Origin of the sequence: Synechococcus sp. H55.2 (assembly GCF_047462495.1) — a bacterium.
Lineage (GTDB): Bacteria > Cyanobacteriota > Cyanobacteriia > Thermostichales > Thermostichaceae > Thermostichus.
In genome coordinates, this window is sequence record NZ_JANSJH010000041.1 from 1 (window position 1) to 20,111 (window position 20,111).

General features: G+C 61.3%; 20 protein-coding genes and 1 tRNA gene. 11 read left to right on the forward strand and 10 right to left on the reverse strand.

Annotation, left to right across the window (positions count from 1 at the left end):
* Positions 1-25: 25 nt before the first annotated feature.
* Entirely contained in the window at positions 26-313 is a 288-nt protein-coding gene (locus NW844_RS06660; RefSeq protein WP_414334549.1) for a hypothetical protein, read from the reverse strand.
* A gap of 200 nt (positions 314-513) precedes the next feature.
* Between NW844_RS06660 and NW844_RS06665 the strand changes: the two genes are divergently transcribed.
* A complete protein-coding gene (locus NW844_RS06665) occupies positions 514-1,644 on the forward strand; it encodes a geranylgeranyl reductase family protein (protein ID WP_414334551.1) in 1,131 nt (376 codons plus the stop codon).
* Here NW844_RS06665 and NW844_RS06670 read toward each other — a convergent pair.
* From NW844_RS06670 to NW844_RS06680, 3 genes are all read right to left on the reverse strand, one after another.
* Positions 1,641-2,114 carry an ATP-binding protein gene (locus NW844_RS06670; RefSeq protein WP_414334553.1) on the reverse strand — a complete coding sequence of 158 codons (474 nt, stop codon included), beginning with the start codon at positions 2,112-2,114 and terminating at the stop codon, positions 1,641-1,643. The two genes, NW844_RS06665 and NW844_RS06670, sit on opposite strands and share 4 nt — an antisense overlap.
* A gap of 104 nt (positions 2,115-2,218) precedes the next feature.
* Complete coding sequence (locus NW844_RS06675) at positions 2,219-3,052, reverse strand: OmpA family protein (RefSeq protein WP_414334555.1); 834 nt, start codon at positions 3,050-3,052, stop codon at positions 2,219-2,221.
* Positions 3,053-3,196: 144 nt separating this feature from the next.
* Positions 3,197-3,856, reverse strand: coding sequence for a LexA family transcriptional regulator (locus tag NW844_RS06680; RefSeq protein ID WP_414334557.1), 660 nt, complete (start codon positions 3,854-3,856; stop codon positions 3,197-3,199).
* Between the two features lie 287 nt (positions 3,857-4,143).
* Between NW844_RS06680 and NW844_RS06685 the strand changes: the two genes are divergently transcribed.
* From NW844_RS06685 to NW844_RS06715, 7 genes are all read left to right on the forward strand, one after another.
* Entirely contained in the window at positions 4,144-4,392 is a 249-nt protein-coding gene (locus NW844_RS06685) for a hypothetical protein (protein WP_414334559.1), read from the forward strand.
* A 112-nt stretch (positions 4,393-4,504) separates the two neighbouring features.
* Positions 4,505-4,867, forward strand: a complete 363-nt coding sequence (gene ndhC / locus NW844_RS06690) for a photosynthetic/respiratory NAD(P)H-quinone oxidoreductase subunit C (RefSeq protein ID WP_414334560.1) — start codon at positions 4,505-4,507, stop codon at positions 4,865-4,867.
* Positions 4,858-5,598, forward strand: coding sequence for an NADH dehydrogenase subunit K (locus NW844_RS06695; RefSeq protein WP_414334561.1), 741 nt, complete (start codon positions 4,858-4,860; stop codon positions 5,596-5,598). Before ndhC ends, NW844_RS06695 begins: the two co-directional genes overlap by 10 nt.
* Position 5,599: 1 nt before the next feature.
* Positions 5,600-6,127: an NAD(P)H-quinone oxidoreductase subunit J gene (locus tag NW844_RS06700; protein WP_414334563.1), complete on the forward strand. Its 528-nt coding sequence runs from the start codon at positions 5,600-5,602 to the stop codon at positions 6,125-6,127.
* A 45-nt stretch (positions 6,128-6,172) separates the two neighbouring features.
* On the forward strand, positions 6,173-6,346 hold the full coding sequence (locus NW844_RS06705) for a hypothetical protein (protein ID WP_414334564.1): 174 nt from the start codon (positions 6,173-6,175) through the stop codon (positions 6,344-6,346).
* A 94-nt stretch (positions 6,347-6,440) separates the two neighbouring features.
* Positions 6,441-7,610 (forward strand): class I SAM-dependent methyltransferase, encoded by a 1,170-nt coding sequence (locus NW844_RS06710; protein WP_414334566.1) that lies wholly within the window; start codon positions 6,441-6,443, stop codon positions 7,608-7,610.
* 135 nt (positions 7,611-7,745) lie between these two features.
* On the forward strand, positions 7,746-9,023 hold the full coding sequence (locus NW844_RS06715; protein WP_414334568.1) for an amidohydrolase family protein: 1,278 nt from the start codon (positions 7,746-7,748) through the stop codon (positions 9,021-9,023).
* Between the two features lie 14 nt (positions 9,024-9,037).
* Here the strand turns inward: NW844_RS06715 and NW844_RS06720 are convergent, their stop codons facing one another.
* From NW844_RS06720 to NW844_RS06735, 4 genes are all read right to left on the reverse strand, one after another.
* Positions 9,038-9,478: an FxLYD domain-containing protein gene (locus NW844_RS06720; protein WP_414334570.1), complete on the reverse strand. Its 441-nt coding sequence runs from the start codon at positions 9,476-9,478 to the stop codon at positions 9,038-9,040.
* Positions 9,479-9,503: 25 nt separating this feature from the next.
* Positions 9,504-10,157: a 5-formyltetrahydrofolate cyclo-ligase gene (locus NW844_RS06725; RefSeq protein WP_414334572.1), complete on the reverse strand. Its 654-nt coding sequence runs from the start codon at positions 10,155-10,157 to the stop codon at positions 9,504-9,506.
* Between the two features lie 51 nt (positions 10,158-10,208).
* The gene (locus tag NW844_RS06730; RefSeq protein WP_414334574.1) at positions 10,209-10,673 is read right to left on the reverse strand and encodes an FKBP-type peptidyl-prolyl cis-trans isomerase; all 465 of its coding nucleotides are present in this window, start codon (positions 10,671-10,673) and stop codon (positions 10,209-10,211) included.
* Between the two features lie 64 nt (positions 10,674-10,737).
* Positions 10,738-11,388 (reverse strand): hypothetical protein, encoded by a 651-nt coding sequence (locus tag NW844_RS06735; RefSeq protein WP_414334576.1) that lies wholly within the window; start codon positions 11,386-11,388, stop codon positions 10,738-10,740.
* Between the two features lie 55 nt (positions 11,389-11,443).
* Here NW844_RS06735 and cobJ point away from each other — a divergent pair, with 55 nt between their 5' ends.
* Together cobJ and NW844_RS06745 are read left to right on the forward strand one after the other, a co-directional pair.
* Positions 11,444-13,303, forward strand: a complete 1,860-nt coding sequence (gene cobJ / locus NW844_RS06740) for a precorrin-3B C(17)-methyltransferase (protein WP_414334578.1) — start codon at positions 11,444-11,446, stop codon at positions 13,301-13,303.
* A gap of 224 nt (positions 13,304-13,527) precedes the next feature.
* Positions 13,528-13,611, forward strand: a tRNA-Leu gene (locus NW844_RS06745).
* 58 nt (positions 13,612-13,669) lie between these two features.
* Here the strand turns inward: NW844_RS06745 and NW844_RS06750 are convergent.
* A complete protein-coding gene (locus tag NW844_RS06750; RefSeq protein WP_414334580.1) occupies positions 13,670-15,823 on the reverse strand; it encodes a glycosyltransferase 61 family protein in 2,154 nt (717 codons plus the stop codon).
* A gap of 207 nt (positions 15,824-16,030) precedes the next feature.
* On the opposite strand from NW844_RS06750, the gene NW844_RS06755 reads away from it, so the two are divergent.
* Complete coding sequence (locus NW844_RS06755) at positions 16,031-18,727, forward strand: phycobilisome rod-core linker polypeptide (protein ID WP_414334581.1); 2,697 nt, start codon at positions 16,031-16,033, stop codon at positions 18,725-18,727.
* 1 nt (position 18,728) lies between these two features.
* Here NW844_RS06755 and ruvB read toward each other — a convergent pair whose 3' ends face one another.
* A complete protein-coding gene (gene ruvB / locus NW844_RS06760; protein WP_414334583.1) occupies positions 18,729-19,871 on the reverse strand; it encodes a Holliday junction branch migration DNA helicase RuvB in 1,143 nt (380 codons plus the stop codon).
* Positions 19,872-20,111: the final 240 nt, after the last annotated feature.

The following is a 20,111-nucleotide window of genomic DNA, read 5'->3' on the forward strand; positions in this document are numbered from 1 at the left end:
GGGGTGAGGGCGGGATCCCTACCCTCTAAGCGTTGGGCTGGCTGGGCCGGGAGCGATCGATGGTGCGGTAGGTGAGGCTGGCCGCCACCTCTAGGGCTTTGGCAGCGTCGCGGAAATAAAATCCCAGCTCCTCATCCTTTTCGGTGCGGTTGGGTTTATTGAACTTGGCCTTGAACTGCACATTGCAATACATGGCCAACCCCACCAGAACCTCTGACAGGCCGTGCTGGTTGATCAGCCGTTCCACATCCGTGAGCAGGCTTTTGATTAGGGCGTCGGCTACCGGTTCTGGCAAACTGTCCAGGTCGTGCATGGGGTTTCCTCATCCAACGAGATCAAGCGAGCTAGAGGGTTTGAAGGCGGCATAGCAGCAAGTCAAGGGCAAGTTGGCAAGCCGTTGCCATCGAATTCGCATGGGCTTCCCAAAAACAGGCGGGTAGATTTGCTGCCGCCATAATAGTCTAGAAGCCGATAAACAAAGCCCAGGACATGGGAGCTGGGGAATCGCAGGTTATGTCGCAGCTTTACGACTGTGTCATTGTCGGTGCTGGCCCCGCCGGCGGCTCTGCTGCCTACCATCTGGCCAAGCGGGGGCGCTCGGTGCTGGTCTTGGAAAAAGATCCCTTGCCCCGCTACAAACCCTGTGGGGGCGGGGTCTCTCCCATGGTGGCAGCTTGGTTCGACTTCGACTTCAGCCCCGCCATTTCCCTGAAGATCCGGCAAATTCGCTACACCTGGCGCGGCGGGGATCCGGTGGTGGCCGACCTGGATCTGCAAGAACCCGTTTGGATGGTGCGGCGGGATGTTTTCGACCACTACTTGATTCAGCAGGCGCAAAAGCAAGGGGCAGCGCTCCAGGCAACATGCCCCGTCTCCGGCCTCGAGTGGCAAAGCGACCGCTGGCAAGTGATGACAAGCACCGGCCCTGTCTGGGGTCGGTATGTGATCGCAGCCGATGGGGCAAAAGGCTCGATGGCCAAGTGGCTGGGCTTTCAAGAACGCCGCCGTCGTCTAGCCGCCGCCCTGGAAGCAGAGGTGCCCGTTGGGCAACCGCAAACTGCAGCCGCCCATTTCGACTTCGGCGCCGTGAGCAATGGCTACCTTTGGAACTTCCCCAAGGCCGATGGCTACTCGATCGGGGCCGGCACCTTTCGCGGTGGAGAAAAACAAAACCTGCGGGAAATTGCCGCCCAATATGCCCAAAGCTTCGGCGTAGACTTGAAATCGGTCAAGCAGTTCGGCCATCCCATCTGCCTCTGGGATGAAGAGCAACCGCTCCACAGCCAAAATGCCCTCTTGGTGGGGGATGCCGCCTGCGTCGTCGATCCGTTTACCGCCGAGGGGATCCGCCCTTCCCTCCTCACCGGCATGTTGGCGGCAGAGGCCATCGACCAAGCCCTGGCGGGGAACACAGAGGCTCTGGCGAACTACTCGGCCCGCGTGCAACAGGAATGGGGCTCAGAGATGCGCTGGGCTAAACGGATTGCGGCCTTGTTCTACCGCTTTCCAGGCGTGGGCTACAAGGTGGGCGTCAAACGACCGGGAGCCACTCGGCGTATGGGCCAGATCCTGGCCGGTGAACTGCGCTACAGCGATGTGGCCAGCTCGGCCATTCGCAAGTTAAGCGGCGGCCTGCTCACCTAGGCCTGGCACCGATAGACTTGAGCTAGATCGTCGAAGCGCTTGCCGATCAACAGGCAGTTGCGCCCATCCGCCTGACGAGTATAGCTCAGGTGGGTGGAGAGAGCCTTCATCAGCCAAATGCCGCGTCCCCCCTCGGATTCGGGATCGGGGTTGGCCACCAGGTGCCGGAAAGCTCCCTCCAGGTCAAACTCCTGCCCCTGATCCCAAATGCGCAACTCCAGCTCTTGCGGCATCAGGATCAGCTCAATATCAATGGGCGTACTGGGAGGCAGGGCGCGGTGGGCGTGGCGAACGGCGTTGGTAAACCCCTCCGCCAAAACCAACTGACATTCCGTCCAAATGGGATCCGGGATGCCGGCATTTCGAAAAGATTCAAACCAGGTTAAAACTTGGCCAAGAGCGTCGAGAGTTGTCTCAACCCTCAGCGCAAATGTCTGCTTCTCACCCGAAGGGATCCCTGCTGCGTTCAAAACCGAACCCCAACGATAGGGATTGAACCTGAAGCCATTTGGCCCTACCAGATTCTAGACCAAAGCCCTGCCAGAATATGTCATCCCCCATTTTGGGGGGGAAGCTAGGGAGCGATGATCAAATCCACACGGCGGTTCCGCTGCCGTCCGGCTTCTGTGTCGTTATCGGCCACCGGCAAGGTAGGGCCAAAGCCAGAGGTTGTCCAACTGATGGGATGGCCTTCCGGCAAGAGTTTCATCAAATAGTCTTTAACCGCGTTGGCGCGGCGCAGGGAAAGAGCCAGGTTGTAGTTTAGGGATCCAATGTTGTCGGTGTGACCGTTCACTTGAACGCGGGCGCCGGGCATGGCTTCCAAGGATTTCGCCACCTGGGCCAGCAGCGAGGTCGCCTCAGGTCGAATCTCGGCCTTGTCAAAATCGAACAGCAAATCCCCCGGCAGGCTGATGGTTTGGGTTCCCACCTGAAAAGAGGTGGGAGTCGGCGTTGGGGTCGGGGCGGGAACGCTGGCTTCCCCTGGAGCGATCTCGGCGGCGGTGGAAGATTCCCTGACGGGCTCAGGGGCTGTTTGAGAACGCAGCCGCTGCAGCCGCGACTCCAGTTCCTCAATTTTTATCAAGAGCTGGATCACCTGCTGGCGGATTTCCCGAATCTCCGTTTCCAGATCTGTGGGGCTCGCCTGACGTTCCTCTGGATCTGCATTTGGATCTGCATTGGCCGTTGGGCTGGCCAGCGGCGGATTGGCCTGGGGTGGGGCCAGGGTGGGCAAGATCGCTGGTGTAGGCGGAGCCGGTTGACCGGCAGAGAGGTTGGTCTCCGGTTGGGGCTGAGGTTGAGCCTGCTGGGGAAGCTCCATCCCCAGCCAGATCCCGCTGCTGACCAAGAGGATCCCACTGAGGAAATTGAGAGCAACCGTTGAGCGCTGGGACGAGCGAGGCATCCTGGGCAAACCTCCGGCTAAATGGACGCAGGCAAGGAGTGGGAACTCCACTCAACTCTAGAAAGCGATCCTAGCCGGCGACCGGAGCTCGCCGAGGGGATTCTCGGTCGGTCAAGCTGCCACTTCCCGCCATCGTTCAAAGGGCTAATCAAAACTAAGGCGGCCTCGATACCGCCCTATGATGGCCAATCCGTTGGCGGGATCCGCCAGATCCGCCACAAAGGGCGGAAAACGGGGATTGTCGCTGATCACCTTCACCTGGGATCCGGGCAGGCGCTGCAGTCGTTTGACCAACAGATCCCCATCCATCTGAAAGACATAAATGCCTTCACAGCTCAGATCCCCACCCTCCTGCCGCTCCACAAAGATCCAGTCGCCATCCTCCAAGGTGGGAGCCATGCTATCCCCCTGCACCCGAATCAGGCTCAGCTTGGCAGGGTTTCCCTTCAAATGGGCCCGCAGCCAGTTTCGCTCGAAAGCCATCACCGCGGCGATCGCTTCTTCCCGCACCAACACCCCCGCTCCCGCAGAGACGGCCACATCGACAAAAGGTACATACACATACTCTGCCTTCGAGTCGGAATCCAAGCGTGGGGATCCCTCCCCTGTGATCAGCCAATTGAGGCTGACTTGGCCCACCTGGGCAATTTTCACCGCCTTGTCAATGCCGGGCACGGAACCCTTCAGGTAGCTGCGCAAGGCCGTATCGCTAATGCCGGCCCGTCGCCCAAACGCATAAATGGCCTCGTCGCCGATCACCTGTCGTAAGCGGTCTGCAAAAGAGGAGCTCGAGAAGATGGACATCGGCTTAGCGCTACAGATTGTGTATAAGCAGATTTTCACCACTATATCTTGACAAGTCAACAGCCGGTACAGCCGATTGGGGGACAATCTCCCACCTGAGCTGACCAAGGGAATCGCAACTCTCAAATGCTGTCGGTAGGCTGGCAGGAGAACTGCGCTGGCGTTAGTGTGGTTTTGGAGCCTGCTCACGGCAGGCGAGAGCCGAGCTGGCCCAGCGTTGGATAGCCAAAAAGTTCGGTTCAGATATTGCTTCTGGGTTGACTTCAAGCTGTTCTGCCTTAATCTCCATGACTTCCTCTGACCTCAAGCGCTGGCTGGATAACTTCCTGATTGCCATTGTCTTTCTGGTGTTCGCCGGGTTTGTCTGGTTTGTCTTTTCGGTGACGGGGGCTTTTGTCGGGATCCCACTGGGCTACAAGCTTTGGGTGCGGCTGTGGCTGCCTTTGTTTCAGCCGGCTTTGGGGATCCTGATGGCCGGAGCGGTGGTGAGCGGAGTGTGGGCTTGGCTGGAAAAACGCCGCTCCCGGCAATCGTGATCATCACCAGAACTGATGATTAGAATGAAGATTCGAGGGCGCAGGGGAATCCCAGACTGGCTCTATACTGAAAACGTATCTAAATGTTGAGCAACTGAGGCGGTCTGAGGTTGTGTTTGTTCTGTCCGGCTACGAGTATCTGCTGGTTTTCCTGATCGTCTGCGCTCTGCTGCCGATTTTAGCGCTGGGGGCCTCTGCGCTCTTGGCTCCCAAGCGGCGGGGATCCCTACGCCGCAGCACCTATGAGTCGGGCATGGAGCCGTTTGGGCAAGCCTGGATCCAGTTCAACATCCGTTACTACATGTTTGCTTTGGTCTTCGTCATTTTCGACGTAGAGACCGTATTCCTCTATCCCTGGGCGGTGGCGTTTCACCGCTTGGGGTTGCTGGCCTTTGTGGAGGCCCTGATTTTCATCGCCATCCTTGTGGTGGGTCTTGTGTACGCCTGGAGAAAAGGAGCATTGGAATGGTCATGACGTCTGAGAAACCGCAGGTTCTGTTTCCAGGGGCCGCCCCCCAGGTTACCACCGACCTCTCCAACAATGTCGTTCTGACGACGGTGAACGACCTGTACAACTGGGCCAAGATGTCCAGCCTCTGGCCCCTGCTCTATGGCACCGCCTGCTGCTTCATCGAGTTTGCCGCCATGCTGGGATCCCGCTTTGATTTCGACCGCTTTGGCCTGTTGCCCCGGTCTTCACCGCGCACGGCTGATTTGATCATCACGGCGGGCACGGTCACTATGAAAATGGCCCCGGCGCTGGTCAAGCTCTACCAGCAAATGGCTGAGCCGAAGTACGTGATCGCTATGGGGGCCTGCACCATCAGTGGCGGCATGTTTAGCTCCGATTCCTACACAGCAGTGCGAGGGGTGGACAAGCTAATCCCCGTGGACGTGTACATTCCCGGCTGCCCGCCGCGCCCGGAGGCGATCATGGATGCCATTGTCAAGCTGCGCAAGAAGATCGCCGCTGAAGACATGCGGGAGCGGGGCCGCCTGCAACAAACTCACCGCTACTACACGGTCAAGCACAACCTCAAGCCGGTGCCGGAGATCATCACTGGCAAGTATCTGGAGAGCGAGACCCGCCAAGCTCCTCCGCCGGAACTGGCGGCTGCCATCGGCTTGCCGGTGCCGCCGGCCTTGCAGACTGCCGACTTCAAGCAGGCGGAACAGCAGCTCAAAGCTTTGCGGGGAGGGATGTAAGATGGCAGAGGACAAGGCTCAGGAAAGGCAAGCGGAACCGTTAGCGACGTTGGAGCGCGGCCCGGTCTCCCAGTTTCTGGCCGACAACGGTTTTGACCACCAGTACCTGGGGAAAGATGCGGCGGGGGTGGAGCTGTTGGAGGTGGAGCGGGATTTTCTCCTGCCTGTGTGCACCGCCCTCTATGCCTACGGCTTCAACTATTTGCAGTGCCAGTGTGGGTACGACTTGGGGGCAGGTCAGCCACTGGTCAGCCTCTACCATCTGATCAAGCTATCGGATGGGGCAGACCGCCCGCAAGAGGTGCGGCTACAGGTGAAGTTGCCTCGCCAGGATCCGCGGCTGCCTTCCGTGTATTGGATCTGGAAGTCGGCGGATTGGCAGGAACGAGAAACCTACGACATGTATGGCATTGTTTTTGAGGGACACCCGAACTTGAAGCGGATCTTGATGCCGGAAGACTGGATTGGTTGGCCGCTGCGCAAAGACTACATCACGCCTGACTTTTATGAGCTGCAGGATGCCTACTGATCGGGGATCCCCACTCGCTGAGCAGCGTTAACAGGATGGGTTGAGATGTGGCCTTTTTTGCTCTTGGCAATTTATGCAGGTGGAGTCTGGTACTCGGCCCGCAAAGCGGATCGCGTCTATTCGGGATCCGGAAAGTGGCTGGTATCGGCTCTCTGGCCGCTGCTGTTGGTCTCGAACCGTCAGTTTCGCCAAAATTGGCGTCGCCCTCTGAGCAAGTGAGTCTGGATCTTTGGAACCCCCACCTGTGATCGTTCCTGAGCAGCCCCGGCGCGACCTGAGTTTGCCTTGGTTGTTACCTCGGTCCACACAGAGGTTGCAGGAGTTGATCGGCAGCCGCATTCGCGCTCAGGGGCCGGTGACCTTTGCCCAGTTTATGGAGTGGGCTCTCTACGAGCCGGGGCTGGGCTATTACGAGCGGGGATCCCCGGTTGGCACCGACTACCTGACCTCTCCTCACCTGGCGGCAGATTTTGCCCAACTGTTGGCGGAGCAGATCCGCCAGTTCTGGAATATTTTGGGATCCCCTTCTGTCTTCAGGGTGATCGAGATGGGGGCGGGCAGCGGCCGTTTGGCCCAGGATTGGCTGACCTACGTGCGCTCTGCTCACCCCCTTTTTTGGCAGGTGCTGGAATATGGGATCCTGGAGCGTTCTGCCCATCTGCGTCGGCTACAGCAGGAGCGACTGGCCCCTTTTGGGGAAAAGGTGCGCTGGCTGGATTGGGATGAGATCCCGGATGACTCGGTCATCGGCTGTTTTTTCTCGAATGAGCTGGTGGATGCTTTTCCGGTACATCGGGTGCAGGTGCAAGAGGGAGCGTTGCGGGAAATTTACGTCGCTTGTGGCGATGCTGCCGCAGCCGACTTCCGGGAGGTGCTGGGGGATCTGTCCACTCCTGAGCTGGGAGAGTATTTTGCCCGTCTGGGGATCCCCATAGAAACCTATCCGTCCGGTTACCAAACCGAGGTGAACTTGAAAGCCCTGGAGTGGTTGCAGCTCCTGGCCCGCAAGCTGCGGCGGGGCTACGTGCTGACTGTCGATTACGGCCACACCGCCCAGCGCTACTATAGCCCCCAGCGCGCTCAAGGCACGCTCCTGGCCTACCGACGGCACGGCAGCTACACGGATCCCTATGTTCAGGTGGGATCCCAGGATCTCACGGCCCATGTGGACTTTACGACCCTAGAGCAGGTGGGAGAATCGCTGGGGCTGAAGTATCTGGGGTTCACCCGGCAGAGCAGCTTTTTGGTGAACCTGGGGTTAACCGAGCGGCTGGCCGCTCTCAGCCAAATTGAGGATCCGCTTGACGGCGAAGCTGTGGATGTGGGCCAGGTGTTGCAGCGACGATACGCTCTTCACGCCCTCCTGGATCCGATGGGGTTGGGGAGCTTTGGGGTGTTGGTGCAGGCCAAGGGTCTGACCAGCTCAGAATATGCTCATCCTCTGCAGGGCTTTGGCGGGCCGGAGCTGGGGCTGAGGCCATGAGCCTTACTTTTTGAATTGCTTGTTGGCGGCCACTCTCACTATAGGTAGGACTGGAAATCCCCCTACCTTAGTGGGGGAAGGGAAGCCCTTGAAACAACTTTAGTCGCTCATCCCAAGTTGAAATAGCCATAACCTATGGATCTCATTCTGCGTCGGGCCAATTTGCCGGATGGCCGCAAGGGGGTTGATATCGGCATTGAAGGGGGCCGCATTGTTGCTCTGGAAAACAACTTACAAGCCACTGCCCTGCAGGAAATCGATGTGAGTGGCCGCTTGGTGTCGCCCCCCTTTGTGGATGCCCACTTTCACCTGGATGCCACCCTCACCTACGGGATCCCGCGCGTCAACCAATCGGGCACCTTGCTAGAAGGGATCGCCCTTTGGGGGGAGTTGAAGCCGCTGCTGACGCCAGAGGCAGTGATAGAGAGGGCCTTGACCTATTGCGACTGGGCGGTGGCGCGCGGGATCCTGGCCATCCGTGCCCATGTGGACGTGTGCGATCCCAACCTGTTGGCGGTGCGGGCCTTGCTGGAGGTCAAGCAAAAAGTGTCCCCCTACCTGGATTTGCAACTGGTGGCCTTTCCCCAAGATGGCTACTACCGCTCGCCGGGGGCGGTGCAGCTCTTGGAGAAGGCTCTGGATTGGGGGGTAGAGGTGGTGGGTGGGATCCCCCACTTTGAGCGGACGATGGCCGAAGGGGCAGCTTCGGTGCGGGCCCTGTGCGAGATTGCGGCGGCGCGGGGTCTGCGGGTGGATCTGCACTGCGACGAGACAGACGATCCCCTCTCCCGCCACGTGGAAACCTTGGCCTACGAGACGCAGCGGCTGGGCTTGCAGGGGCGGGTGGCCGCCTCCCACCTCACCTCAATGCACTCAATGGACAATGCCTACGTGAGCAAACTCATTTCCCTGATGGCCGAGGCAGAGCTGGGGGTGATCGCCAACCCGCTGGTGAACCTGGTGCTGCAGGGCCGCCACGATACCTATCCCAAGCGGCGGGGGCTGACGCGGGTGCCGGAGCTGATGGCCGCCGGGCTGACAGTAGCTTTTGGCCAGGACTGCGTGATGGATCCCTGGTATCCCCTGGGCAGCGGCAACATGCTGGAGGTGGCCCACATGGGGATCCACGCTGCCCAATTGACCGGCTATGAGCAGATGCGCCAGTGCTTCTTGGCCGTTACGGAAAACCCGGCCCGCATTTTGGGGTTAGAAGGCTACGGACTAGAACCCGGCTGCTATGCCGATTTGGTGGTGCTCCAGGCTGCCGATGCCGTCGAAGCCATTCGCCTGAAACCGGCTTGCCTGTACGTTTTCCGTCGGGGACGGCTGATCGCCCACACCCCGCCGGTGGTTGCCCAGCTCCATTTGCCCGGGCGCCCGGCCCAGGTGGACTTCACCCGCCAACTCTTCTAGGGATCAGCCGGATGTCAACGGCGCACGGTGCCGCTGAAGCCGCTGGCCTTGAATTGCTCCAGGGTCAAGGGCAGCGGGCTGGTCACGGGCACGGAGATGCGAATGGAGAAGGGGCTTTCGCCGGGGGGAACCTCTTCGATGGCTCCCACGCGGGTGCGCTCCGGCAGAACCTCATTGCCGTTGGCATCGTAAAGGCGACCGAAGACATCCGCATTGACCAAGGTGTTTTTGGAGCGGTTCACCACCGTCCCTTCAATGAACATGCACCTGGCCGGTATGGGGTTGCCGTTGCTGGTGACCAGGTTGGTGTATTCGGGGGTATCCGGGCAGGGGGTGATGTGCAGATCCTTCAATTGTAGGGGGATGGCGCCAAAGCCCAGCAAGAGGGCCGCCAAAGCCGCCCAGCCCAGGCTCCAGCAGAGGGAGCGAAGCCCCTTCTTCCAAACTTGGCTCATGTTTTTCCTCCAAGGCCCATCTCCCTTAGTCTAGGGGATCCCCCGCCGGGTAAAACCCCTCTTCGGTTTGGATCCCGTCCAGGCGTTGATCCCAGGGATCCTGAGGCAGAGGCTGCCGCAGCAGGCAAGCCTGCGGGACAATGCCCCACTTGGGCACACCGGGATCCGGCAGCGAGGCCAAAAAGCGGTCGTAATAGCCGCCGCCATAGCCCAAACGCCTCCCCCAGCGGTCGCAGGCCAGGGCGGGCACGAGGATCAACTCGGCTTCGGCAGGGTCGATAACCTCACTGGTGGGAGAGGGCTCCGGCAGCCCCCAGCGGTTGGGAACAAGCTCGGCTGGGTGGTAGCGATGCCATCCCAACTGCCGCTGCGGCAAGCAACGAGGGATCCCCCAGCGCTTTTCAGGGAAAAGGGCGAACAGGGATCCCAGATCCACCTCGGAGCCGAAGGCCACGTAGGCCAAGATGGTTCTGGCCGCCAAAAGCTGGGGGTGAGAGGCCAGATGAGCCACTATCTTCTGGTCGATCAGGGAGCGTTCCAGCCCCTGCCGCACTTGGCGGAAGTGCTGGCGCAGGCGAGCTTTTTCTGCGCTAGGAGCTTCAGGGGGAAAATTGGGCTCCACAGACGGAGACAGGTTTGTTACCCAGAAGGGAGTTGCCGCAGCGCCCTGCAATCTCACCGCCTTGACTTTCCCCACCCCCAGTCAAGCTTAGGTGTGGATGTCCAGAGTCTACTGGATGGCCAGGAGCTCCACTTCAAAATCAAGGGTGGCGTTGGGTGGGATCACGCCGCCGGCGCCGCGGCTGCCGTAGGCCAACTCCGGCGGAATGCGCAAGTACCGCTTGCCACCCACCCGCATGGTGGCCAGACCTTCCTCCCAGCCGCGGATCACCTGCCCTACTCCGTAGGTGAAGATGAAAGGTTGATTGCGCTTATAGGAGCTATCGAAGACGGTGCCATCCTGCAGCTTGCCCACATAGTTCACCACCACCGTTTGCCCCGGTTGAGGTGAAGGCCCACTGCCTTGAGCGATGTCGTAGTATTGCAGGCCCGACTCGGTGGTGATGAAGTCTTTGGCTGGGGATTGGATGCCCACCACGGGGTTGTCTTTGGCCCGCGACAGAGCCACGGCCGGCTGTCCACCCCACATCCCGATCCACAGCAAACCCAGCAACAGCAGCAGCATCCGTTTCATCTGTTGGCGTCTCCCCTCGCCGACTTTTTGCTTCCCCTTCCTTCAACGATCTTAGGGGATCCCTTCATCCTTTTATTTCGGCAAATTCGATGATCTGCCCTTGATGATCGCGCACCCAGAAGACAAAAGGCTTTTCGGAGCGGACGCTGTTGCGGATCCCTTGCTTGTTGATCCGCTTCAGGAGCGCTTTGAGGGCTTCCCGTTCATAGGTGGTGTGGCGATAGCGGACGCCGCCAGTGCGACCGGCTGCCGCCCCGTAGGCAGGCACAGAGGGGGGCCTGGAGGGACTGCCGTAGGGATCCGTGGAGCCGAGGATCACGTGCAATTGCACATTGTCGGAGAGCTGATACCAGAGGCCAGGGGTATCCGGTTGTGTCGATCCAGAAGTGGGACGGGTTCTGGTATCGAAGTGAGAGCTGAGGCCAATATCTCCCGGAAAATAGGGCGATCCCAGGCTGGAGCTGACCATGCTTTGCTCATAGCCGTAGTAGTACTGCAGCGGCAGCTCCGCCTCCGGCAGCTTCAAAACCTTTTCGTAGAAGCCCCTTGCCTGCTCCAGATCGGGCACGATGATGGTGTACACCCGGGGAGCGCCACTTAAAAATGTCCACATGGCCCCGCCATAGGCCGATAGCAACAAAAACATCAGCCCCTTCGTGGAGAGCAGAACCTCCAGGGGGATCAGCGGCAGCATCAGTCCAAGGGGGGTTGGCATTGGCACTCGTCTATTTGCGGGTGGCTCTGTAGTCCAGTATAGGATCCCTAGGCTGATGAAGCTTGCCCTGTTTGCCCCTACCCCGCGCGGTCGCCGCTTGGCCCAGCCTTTGCTGTCGCTGCTGCCGGAGGAGTGGATCTGCTGGAGCAAGGCCAACCCCCAGCGAGAGCCGCTGCCACCCCCCTGGCAAGCCTATGGGGATCCCCTGGCGGCAGCGGTGGCCCAGAGCTGGCCGCAGGTGCAGGGCTGTATCTTTGTCTTGCCAGTTGGGTCGGTGGTGCGGCTCATTGCCCCCCTCTTGCAAGACAAATACCGGGATCCGGCGGTGGTGGTGGTGGACGAAGCTGGGCGCTGGGCCATTAGCCTCTGTGGCGGCCATGTGGGAGGAGCTGAGGCGCTGGCGCGGCGGGTGGCGGCTGCCTTGGGAGCCGAGCCCATCCTCACCTCTGCCTCGGAAGGGCTGGGGATCCCGCCTTTGGATTTGCTGGGGGATCCCTACGGTTGGCAGCGGGGCGCCGGCGATTGGAACGGGGTGGCAGCCGCTCTGGCGCGGGGAGAGCCGGTGGCCGTTGAGCAAACCTGTGGCACGCAGCTCTGGCGGCGAGCCTGGCCAGCGGATCATTCTCTTTTCCTCACCGCTCCCGACCAAGCAGTGGCCCAGATCCGGATCAGCGAATCTACAACTTCTCTGGACAAGCTCCCCACCGTTCACTGGCATCCACGGGTGCTGTGGGTGGGTGTGGGCTGCGAGCGGGGCACCAGCCGCGCCTGGCTGGAGGGATCCCTGCGCCGCCTGCTGCAGGCCCAGGGGCTGGCCTTCGAGGCCGTTGCCGGCTTGGCCACCCTGGAGTTGAAACGGGATGAGGCGGGACTGCTGGAGTTGGCCCAGGCCCACGGTTGGCCCATCCAGTTCTTCTCTGCCGCGGCCCTGGCGGGGATCCCAGTTCCCCACCCTTCGGAGGCGGTGCGGCAGGCCGTGGGCACCCCTTCGGTGGCGGAGGCGGCTGCCCTCTTGGCCGCCCAGCGCATGTCGGGGGATGAGGATCCAGCCCAGGGGAGAGCCACCCTTCTCTGCCCCAAGCAGGTCTTTGCCTCAGAAAGCGAGGGAGCTTGTACCCTGGCCATTGCCCGCGCTGCTCAGGAGTATTCCCCTCGCGCCGGGCACCTGTGGCTGATTGGCACCGGCCCCGGGGATCCCGCCCAATTGACCTTGGCCGCCCGCCTGGCCCTGGCCCAAGCCGACGTGGTGATCGGCTACCAGCTCTACCTGGACTTGGTGGCGCCCCTCTTACACCCGGGCCAGATTTGCGAAGCCTTTTCCATCACCCAGGAGGTGCAGCGGGCGCAGCGGGCCATTGCCCTGGCCCAGCAGGGGCTGCAGGTGGCGGTGATCTCTTCGGGAGATGCGGGGATCTACGGCATGGCCGGGCTGGTGCTGGAGTACTTGGCCCGCAGCAGCTGGGATGGGATCCGCCCCTCTCTGGAGGTGCTGCCGGGGATCTCCGCCCTTCAGGCTGCTGCCGCCCGCCTGGGAGCCCCTCTCATGCAGGATTTTTGCGCCATTTCCCTCTCGGATCGGCTCACCCCTTGGCCGGCCATCGAGCAACGCCTGCAGGCGGCTGCCCAGGCCGACTTTGTGGTGGCTCTGTACAATCCCCGCTCGCGGCAGCGGTTGGATCCCTTCCTCAAAGCCCTGCAGATCTTTTTGGCCGCCCGCCCCGCCCACACCCCGGTGGCGGTGGCCCGCAACCTCTATCGTTCCGGCGAGGTCATCCACCTCACCACGCTGGGGGAGTTGGATCCTGAGCAGGTGGATATGTTTACCCTGGTCTTGATCGGCAACTCGCAGACCTTTCGCTACGGCAGCCGGCTGATCACCCCCCGCGGCTACCGCCTGAGCGCCTCTCCTGAGTAGGTGGGGGGATCCCAGGCGGTGACGTGCCCGAGGTGGGGGTCCCGGCCATGGGGGCTGTGGCAATCGAAGCCATCCGCGCCATCGTCATCCACGAGAAGAGTAGGATCCCCCGTTACCTTGTTTGGCTGGTTGACCGACCGACTCCAACCCCATCAGGTCACCACCGGATCCTACAGGCTGATCCTGCTGGCCTGTGGTCTGTTAGAGTACTGTTGCCGCTAGAGGGGATCGTGGCGGAATGGTAGACGCTACGGACTTAAAATCCGTTGTTCCTCAAGAACGTGAGGGTTCGAGTCCCTCCGATCCCATCTTGAATGCGAGGCTTGCAGAACTCTCGTAAATTCGAAAAAAGGCATTTTCCCACCATCAATTGAGCTCTGTCTGTTCCAGCACCTTGAGCAAGTCCGGGATCCGCACCCAGGCATCTTCTCGATCCAAATCGGGGCTGGCCAGAAGGGCCACCAAAGCTGGATCGCAGACCGGCGCCAGCAAAGGGAAATAATTGAGCCCTGCCACCTGGGCGATGATCCAAAAGTAGGGGAGCACCGCGTTGCGGGGCAGGATCTCGATGACGGTGGCGCCGGGTTGACAAAAGGCGAGGTTGGTCAGGCCCGCCCCATGGATCCCGATCACCGCCTCGGCCCCTTGCATCAGCGCTACTTGCTCCGCTAGAGAAAGGGTTTCCAGTTGCACCGATACAAATCCCCAGGGGCGCAAAGCCGCCAGCACCTCCGCTTCGTTGATCACCCGCCGCCAGCGGGCAGCACGACGGCTGATGTAGATCCGCCGCGGCAGCAAGGGAGCGCTGGACAAGCTCGGCCGGGCCAGTTGCCGCAGCACCGCCAATCCCCTGGGCGTCAAGCACCCCGCCGGAGCCCCTGCTGAGGGCACGATCAGGTTCTGCGCTTGCAGATGGGATCCCCCCACCTGCTCGAAGCTGAGGATGGGCTCGGCTGCGATCCCCAAAGCGGCCAAGCTCTGCACCTGAAAGGGTTTTCTTTGATACCCGTGGATCAAGATGGGGATGTCTTTTCCGAGGGCGCCCGACCGCTGCAGGACATCAAGGGCAGGCAAAACATCCACCATCCAGTGAAAGTAATTGACCGCTCCCAACGGCAAGAGGGCGACAGAGCCGTCCAGTGGGATCGGCGGCGGCAGGTGGGGTAAGCTCAAGATGGGGTGGTGTTCCAGGTGATCCGGCCCCCAGTCCCAGTCGAGAAACTCCGGTGGCGGCAAGCTGAGGGAGACATCGGCCAGCAATTCTCCCCGGCGGGTGAGCACCGCACTGGCAAAGCTGGCGTAGAGGTGGCGGGGATAGTGGCCCACATGGACGGATCCGCGGGGGATCTGGGCCACAAAAGTCTCGGCCAGGGGGATCCGCTGCGGGCGCAGCTTTTGCCCAATGGCCGGATCAGCTACAGGGGGCGCTTGCAGACAGAGCACCTCCCCTGGATCCAGTGCTTGGTAGTCCCCTTCGCCTGTGGCCTGATGCCACTGCCGGGTGGTGAGGTAGCCTTGGGCTGGCAGCGGCCAGGAGTCGGTTACAAGGGGGCTGGCCTGGGCAACAGAGCCTGCCGGAGCCCAGCGCCGTCGCCAAGCCGAATCCAGGTCCTGGGGGATCCCCTCTCCCCTGCCTGCCTGCTCCAGTCCAGACCGCAGCGGGCTTTCTCTGCCGCTGCCTTCGCACCACGCCTGCAGCCACTCCCGCTCCGCCGCCACCGCCTGCCGGAACTTTTCCCAGGCAGCCTGCGGGTCATCCAGCCGCACCTGGGCCTCTGCCCAGTAGCTGTAGAGCTCTGCCGTCTTCGTGCCCCGCGCTTCCGCCTCCCGGAAACACCGCACCGCCTGCGCCGGATCCCCTTGATCCAGCCAGGCCAAGCCCATCTGCACCCAGGGATCCCCCCACTCCGGCCGCAGCCGCACGGCTTGCTCCAAGGCCGAGGTGGCCTCCTGGAACCGGCCCAACTTGAGCAGCGCCAGGCCCCAGCGCCAAGAACTTTCTGCCGCTGCTGGATCCCACCGGCAAGCCCGCTCATACCACTCCGCTGCCGCGCTCCACAGCCGGCTGCGCTCTTGGGTTAGGCCAACGCGATGGGCGGCCAGCGCCGCCAGATCGGGAGGAAGGGATCCCTGCTCCACAAGCTGTCGGTACAAAGCCGCCGCCTGCGGCCAATGGCCTTTTTCCCATAGCCCCTCTGCCAGCTCCTGCAGCTCCCTTGCCCACCCACGCACAGCCTCGGCTTCGGCTACACCTCCGGCTGTCTGCATTGCCAAGCCCTCTTGCCACACAAGCTGCGCCTCCAGCTCCCGCCCCAGCAGCAGATAGGCAGCTCCCAGCCCCCAATACAGCTCTGAGGAGGGGGATCCCTGCTGGAGCTGCTGCTGCAAAGCTTGGACAAGGCACTCGTAACGCCCCTGTTGCCAGTCTTCAAGGCTGGAGACGGAAAACAACGGATGTGAGGGCAGAGCCGGGTCGGGAGCCATGTCTATGTGGATGAGAAACAGTGTTACAAACTGCAACAACCCCCCCACTCTGGGCACATCCCCCTAGTATTCTAGGCTTGGCTTCTCCCTCCGGCATCAATCCTTCTCGGCTCAGGGAGAGACATCGGTTCGAGCGTGGGTCGGCCTCTTCACCCCAAAGGCTATGGCCCGCTGCGCGATGGGAGGGCACCGTCCTCAGCCTTTGTCGGCCATTTTTTCGATAAAACGGAGTTTAAGAGATCGATGGGTATCAACGTATCCGCTGGCACCGTCGTTTCCAGCCCCCGTCTGTACCAAACCGTGCCCGTATCGACCATCTCCCAGGCAGAACAGCAGGATCGCTATCTGGGACGCACCGAGTTGGATCGCCTGGAGGACTTTTTCTCCAGCGGCCTGAAGCGCCTGGACATTGCCCAAGTGATCGCGGCCAACTCCGAAATCATCGTCAGCCGGGCGGCCAACCGCATCTTCACGGGGGGCTCGCCCATGGCCTATCTGGAGCGGCCAGAAGTCACTCAGGACGAGAAGGAAGCCTTTAAGTTGGGCACCGCCTTTTACGTGGAGTCCACCGGCGGCTTCCTCGAGGCCATCCGCAACCTCTTCAGCGCCAGCGGCGTGGAGATTCCCCCCAACTTCCGCCCCATTAACATCTCCCGCTACGGCGCCGCCAACATGCGCAAGTCCCTGCGGGATCTGAGCTGGTTCTTGCGCTACGTCACCTACGCTCTTGTGGCCGGGGATCCCAGCATCATTGCCGTCAACACCCGTGGCCTGCGGGAGATCATCGAAAACGCCTGCTCCGCCGAGGCCACCATCGTCGCCATTCAAGAAATGAAGCGGGCCGCCGCTGGCTACTTCCGCAAAGATGCCGAGGCGGTGGCCATCATCAACCAATATTTCGATGTCTTGCTGAGCGAGTTCATCGCTCCTTCCCCCTCCGATAAGCTGCGGCAGCGCAACGCCAGCACCGCCGATGGCCTGCCCCTGCAGGGGCTACAGCTCCCCCAGATTTACAACTTGGCGGCGGAAAAAGTGCCCGTTTTTGCCATGAAGCCGGGGCTGTCCAACGCCGAGAAAGAAGACGTGATCAAAGCCGCCTACCGGCAGGTGTTCGAGCGAGACATCCGCCGTGCCTACGGCCTCAAGCTTTCCGACCTGGAATCGAAGGTGAAAAACGGCGAGATCTCCATGAAGGAGTTCATCCGCCGCCTGGGCAAATCCGAACTGTACCGCAAGCAGTTTTACGAGCCCTACATCAACAGCCGCGTCGTGGAGCTGGCCTTCCGCCACTTCCTAGGACGGGCCCCAGAAACCCGCGAGGAAGTGCAGACCTACTTCTCCATCATCTCCAGCAAGGGTCTGGCCGGCCTGGTGGATGCGCTGGTGGATAGCCGCGAGTACGGCGACTACTTCGGCGAGGAGACGGTGCCCTACCTGCGCAAGCTAGGGGTGGAAGCCCAAACCAGCGCCAACTGGGGGGCCAAGTTTGATCTTTACAACTACGCTGCCCCCCGCCGCAAGGTGCCCCAGTTCATCACCCTCTTTGCCCGCTACAATCGCCCTTTGCCGGATCAGCATGCCTATGGCGTCGGCAACGACCCGCTGGAGATCCAATTTGGCGCCATCTTCCCCAAGGAGACCCGTTCCCTCAACGCCAGCCCCGCCCCCTTCAACAAGGATGTCAAGCGCATCCTCATCCGGCGCGGCTTTGCCCTCACCAACGAGCGCACCAATCCCAGGGCGGCAGGGGATCCGGGCAGCTTGGGGCCCAAGGTTTTCAAGCTCACCCAAACCCCTGGGGATCGCAGTCGGCGGTTGGGGGCACGGGCCGGGATTGTTGGCAGCGAGGGATCCACACAAGCGGTGATCCGCGCCTGCTACCAGCAGCTATATGGCTATGTGCCCTACGAAGGCCAACGGCTAACCCGCTGGGAGATCAAGCTGGAGTCGGGCGAGATCAGCGTCAAAGAGTTTGTGCGCCAACTGGCCAAATCGGATCTCTTTCGCAACAAGTACTGGTCCAGCTTGTATGTTTGCAAAGCCATCGAGTTTATCCACCGCAAGCTGCTGGGCCGGCCCACCTACGGGCGGCAGGAGATCAACCGTCTGTTCGACATTGCCTCCAAGCAAGGGTTCTACGCGGTGGTGGATGCCATCCTCGACAGCGAGGAGTACCAGCGGGCCTTCGGAGAAGACATTGTGCCCTACGAGCGCTACCTCACCCCCGGCGGCCTGGCGTTGCGGCGGATGCGCCCCGGATCCAGCGATATGGCGGCGCTCAAGCCCATTCGCACCGATGAGGATATCCCCCTCTTTGTCAAGTTGGGCCAGCCGCAGGATATGCCCTCCGGCGAGCTGGAGATCCAGCGGCGGGCCCAGCAGGGAGTGCCCAAGGTGCGCCAGGAGGTTCCCATCTTCAAGCTCACCAGCCTGGCCAACAAAGCCGAGGTGAACAACCTCATCCGCGCCGCCTACCGGCAGGTCTTTGAGCGAGATATGGACATTTACAACATCAGTGCCGAGCTCAGCTCCGCCGAGTCCAGGCTGCGCAACGGCGAGATCACCGTCAAGGAGTTCATCGAGGCGCTGGGGTGTTCAGAACTGTACCGCTCTGAGTTCTACGCTCCCTATCCCAACACCAAGGTGATCGAGTTGGGCACCAAGCACTTCCTGGGCCGCGCGCCCCTGAACCAGCAGGAGATCCGCAAGTACAACCAGATCCTGGCCACCCAGGGTTTGAAGGCCTTTGTGCGCGCCTTGCTGAATACCCAAGAGTACCGGGATCTCTTCGGGGAAGATACAGTGCCCTACCGCCGCTTCCCCACCTTGCCGGCGGCCAACTTCCCCAACACCCAAGAGCTGTATGGCCGCCTCACTAAGCAAAACCGCGAGCTGGTGGTGCCCAGTTTCAGCCCTGTTGGCAGCAACGATCGCAGCTAGATTAACTCCCCTCTCCCCTTGTGGGAGAGGGGCTGGGGGTGAGGGAACGGGCTGCGTAGCCCAAGTGCTGCAGGGCGGCGGGGGTAACCACCCGCCCACGGGGTGTGCGCTGCAGATAGCCGATCTGCAACAGGTAGGGCTCGTAGACTTCTTCGATGGTTTGGGGATCCTCACCCGTCACGGCGGCCATCGTCTCCAGGCCCACGGGCCCGCCCGCAAACTGCTCCACCAGGATCGTCAGGAGCTTACGATCTGTCCAATCCAGCCCCATAGGATCCACCTGGAACAACTCCAGGGCCGCGGCTGCCGCTTCTCGGCTGATGTGGCCATCTCCTCGCACCTGGGCATAATCGCGCACCCGCTTGAACAAGCGATTGGCAATACGCGGCGTGCCCCGAGAACGGCGGGCGATCTCTGTCGCCCCTTCCGGATCGATGGAAGTGTTCAGGAGACGGGCAGTGCGCAACACGATTTCCACCAGCTCGTGGGGCTCATAAAAGCGCAGCCGTTGCACATGGCCAAAGCGATCCCGCAGCGGCGAGGTGAGGGCGCCGATGCGAGTGGTGGCCCCGATGAGGGTGAAGCGCTCCAAGGGCAGAGAGGTGATGCGGGCCGAGCGACCCTTGCCGATGGTGATATCGAGGCGAAAATCTTCCATGGCCGGGTAGAGCAATTCTTCCGTCACTTTGGGCAGGCGATGGATCTCGTCGATAAACAGCACATCCCCCCGCTTCAGGCGCACCAGGTAGCCGGCAATGTCGCGGGGGCTCTCCAGCGCCGGGGCTGTGGTCATGTAGAAGTGGGATCCCATTTCTGCCGCCAGCACCGCAGCCACCGTGGTTTTGCCGAGGCCGGGCGGGCCATAGAACAATAGGTGATCCAAAGGCTCACCGCGGGCCCGGGCCGCCGCAATGGCAATGGAAAGCACTTCCTTAAGCTCCGTCTGGCCGATGTACTCGGCTAGGGTGCGCGGGCGCAGGGATTCTTCCTGAGCCTCGCCAGGCTGAGCCTGTGGCTGCAACAGCTCATCGGCTTGCCGGCCCCGGTTCTGGGAGCGGAACTCCATCCCTTCTCTGCAAGCAGAACTCTTTTGCTGCTGCCCGGGATCCTCAGCCCCCACAGCCCGAGAAGAAATGATCGCCATATCCTTTACCTGCAGATGCAATAGCCCTACTCTAACTGGAAAAAACTGGGGGAAAGATCCTGGTAAACCGTTTGCCGATTTTGGTCTCCCACCTGGGTAGAAAGATTGGAGGGGGCAGTAGAAGAAAAAAATCCCCCGGCATCTGCCAGGGGACTCAAGAAGGACTAGTCTACTCGGTCAAGAGTGGATTAGCCACGGATGGCCGGCGCCACTTCCACCGCCGCCAAATCCAGCGGGAAG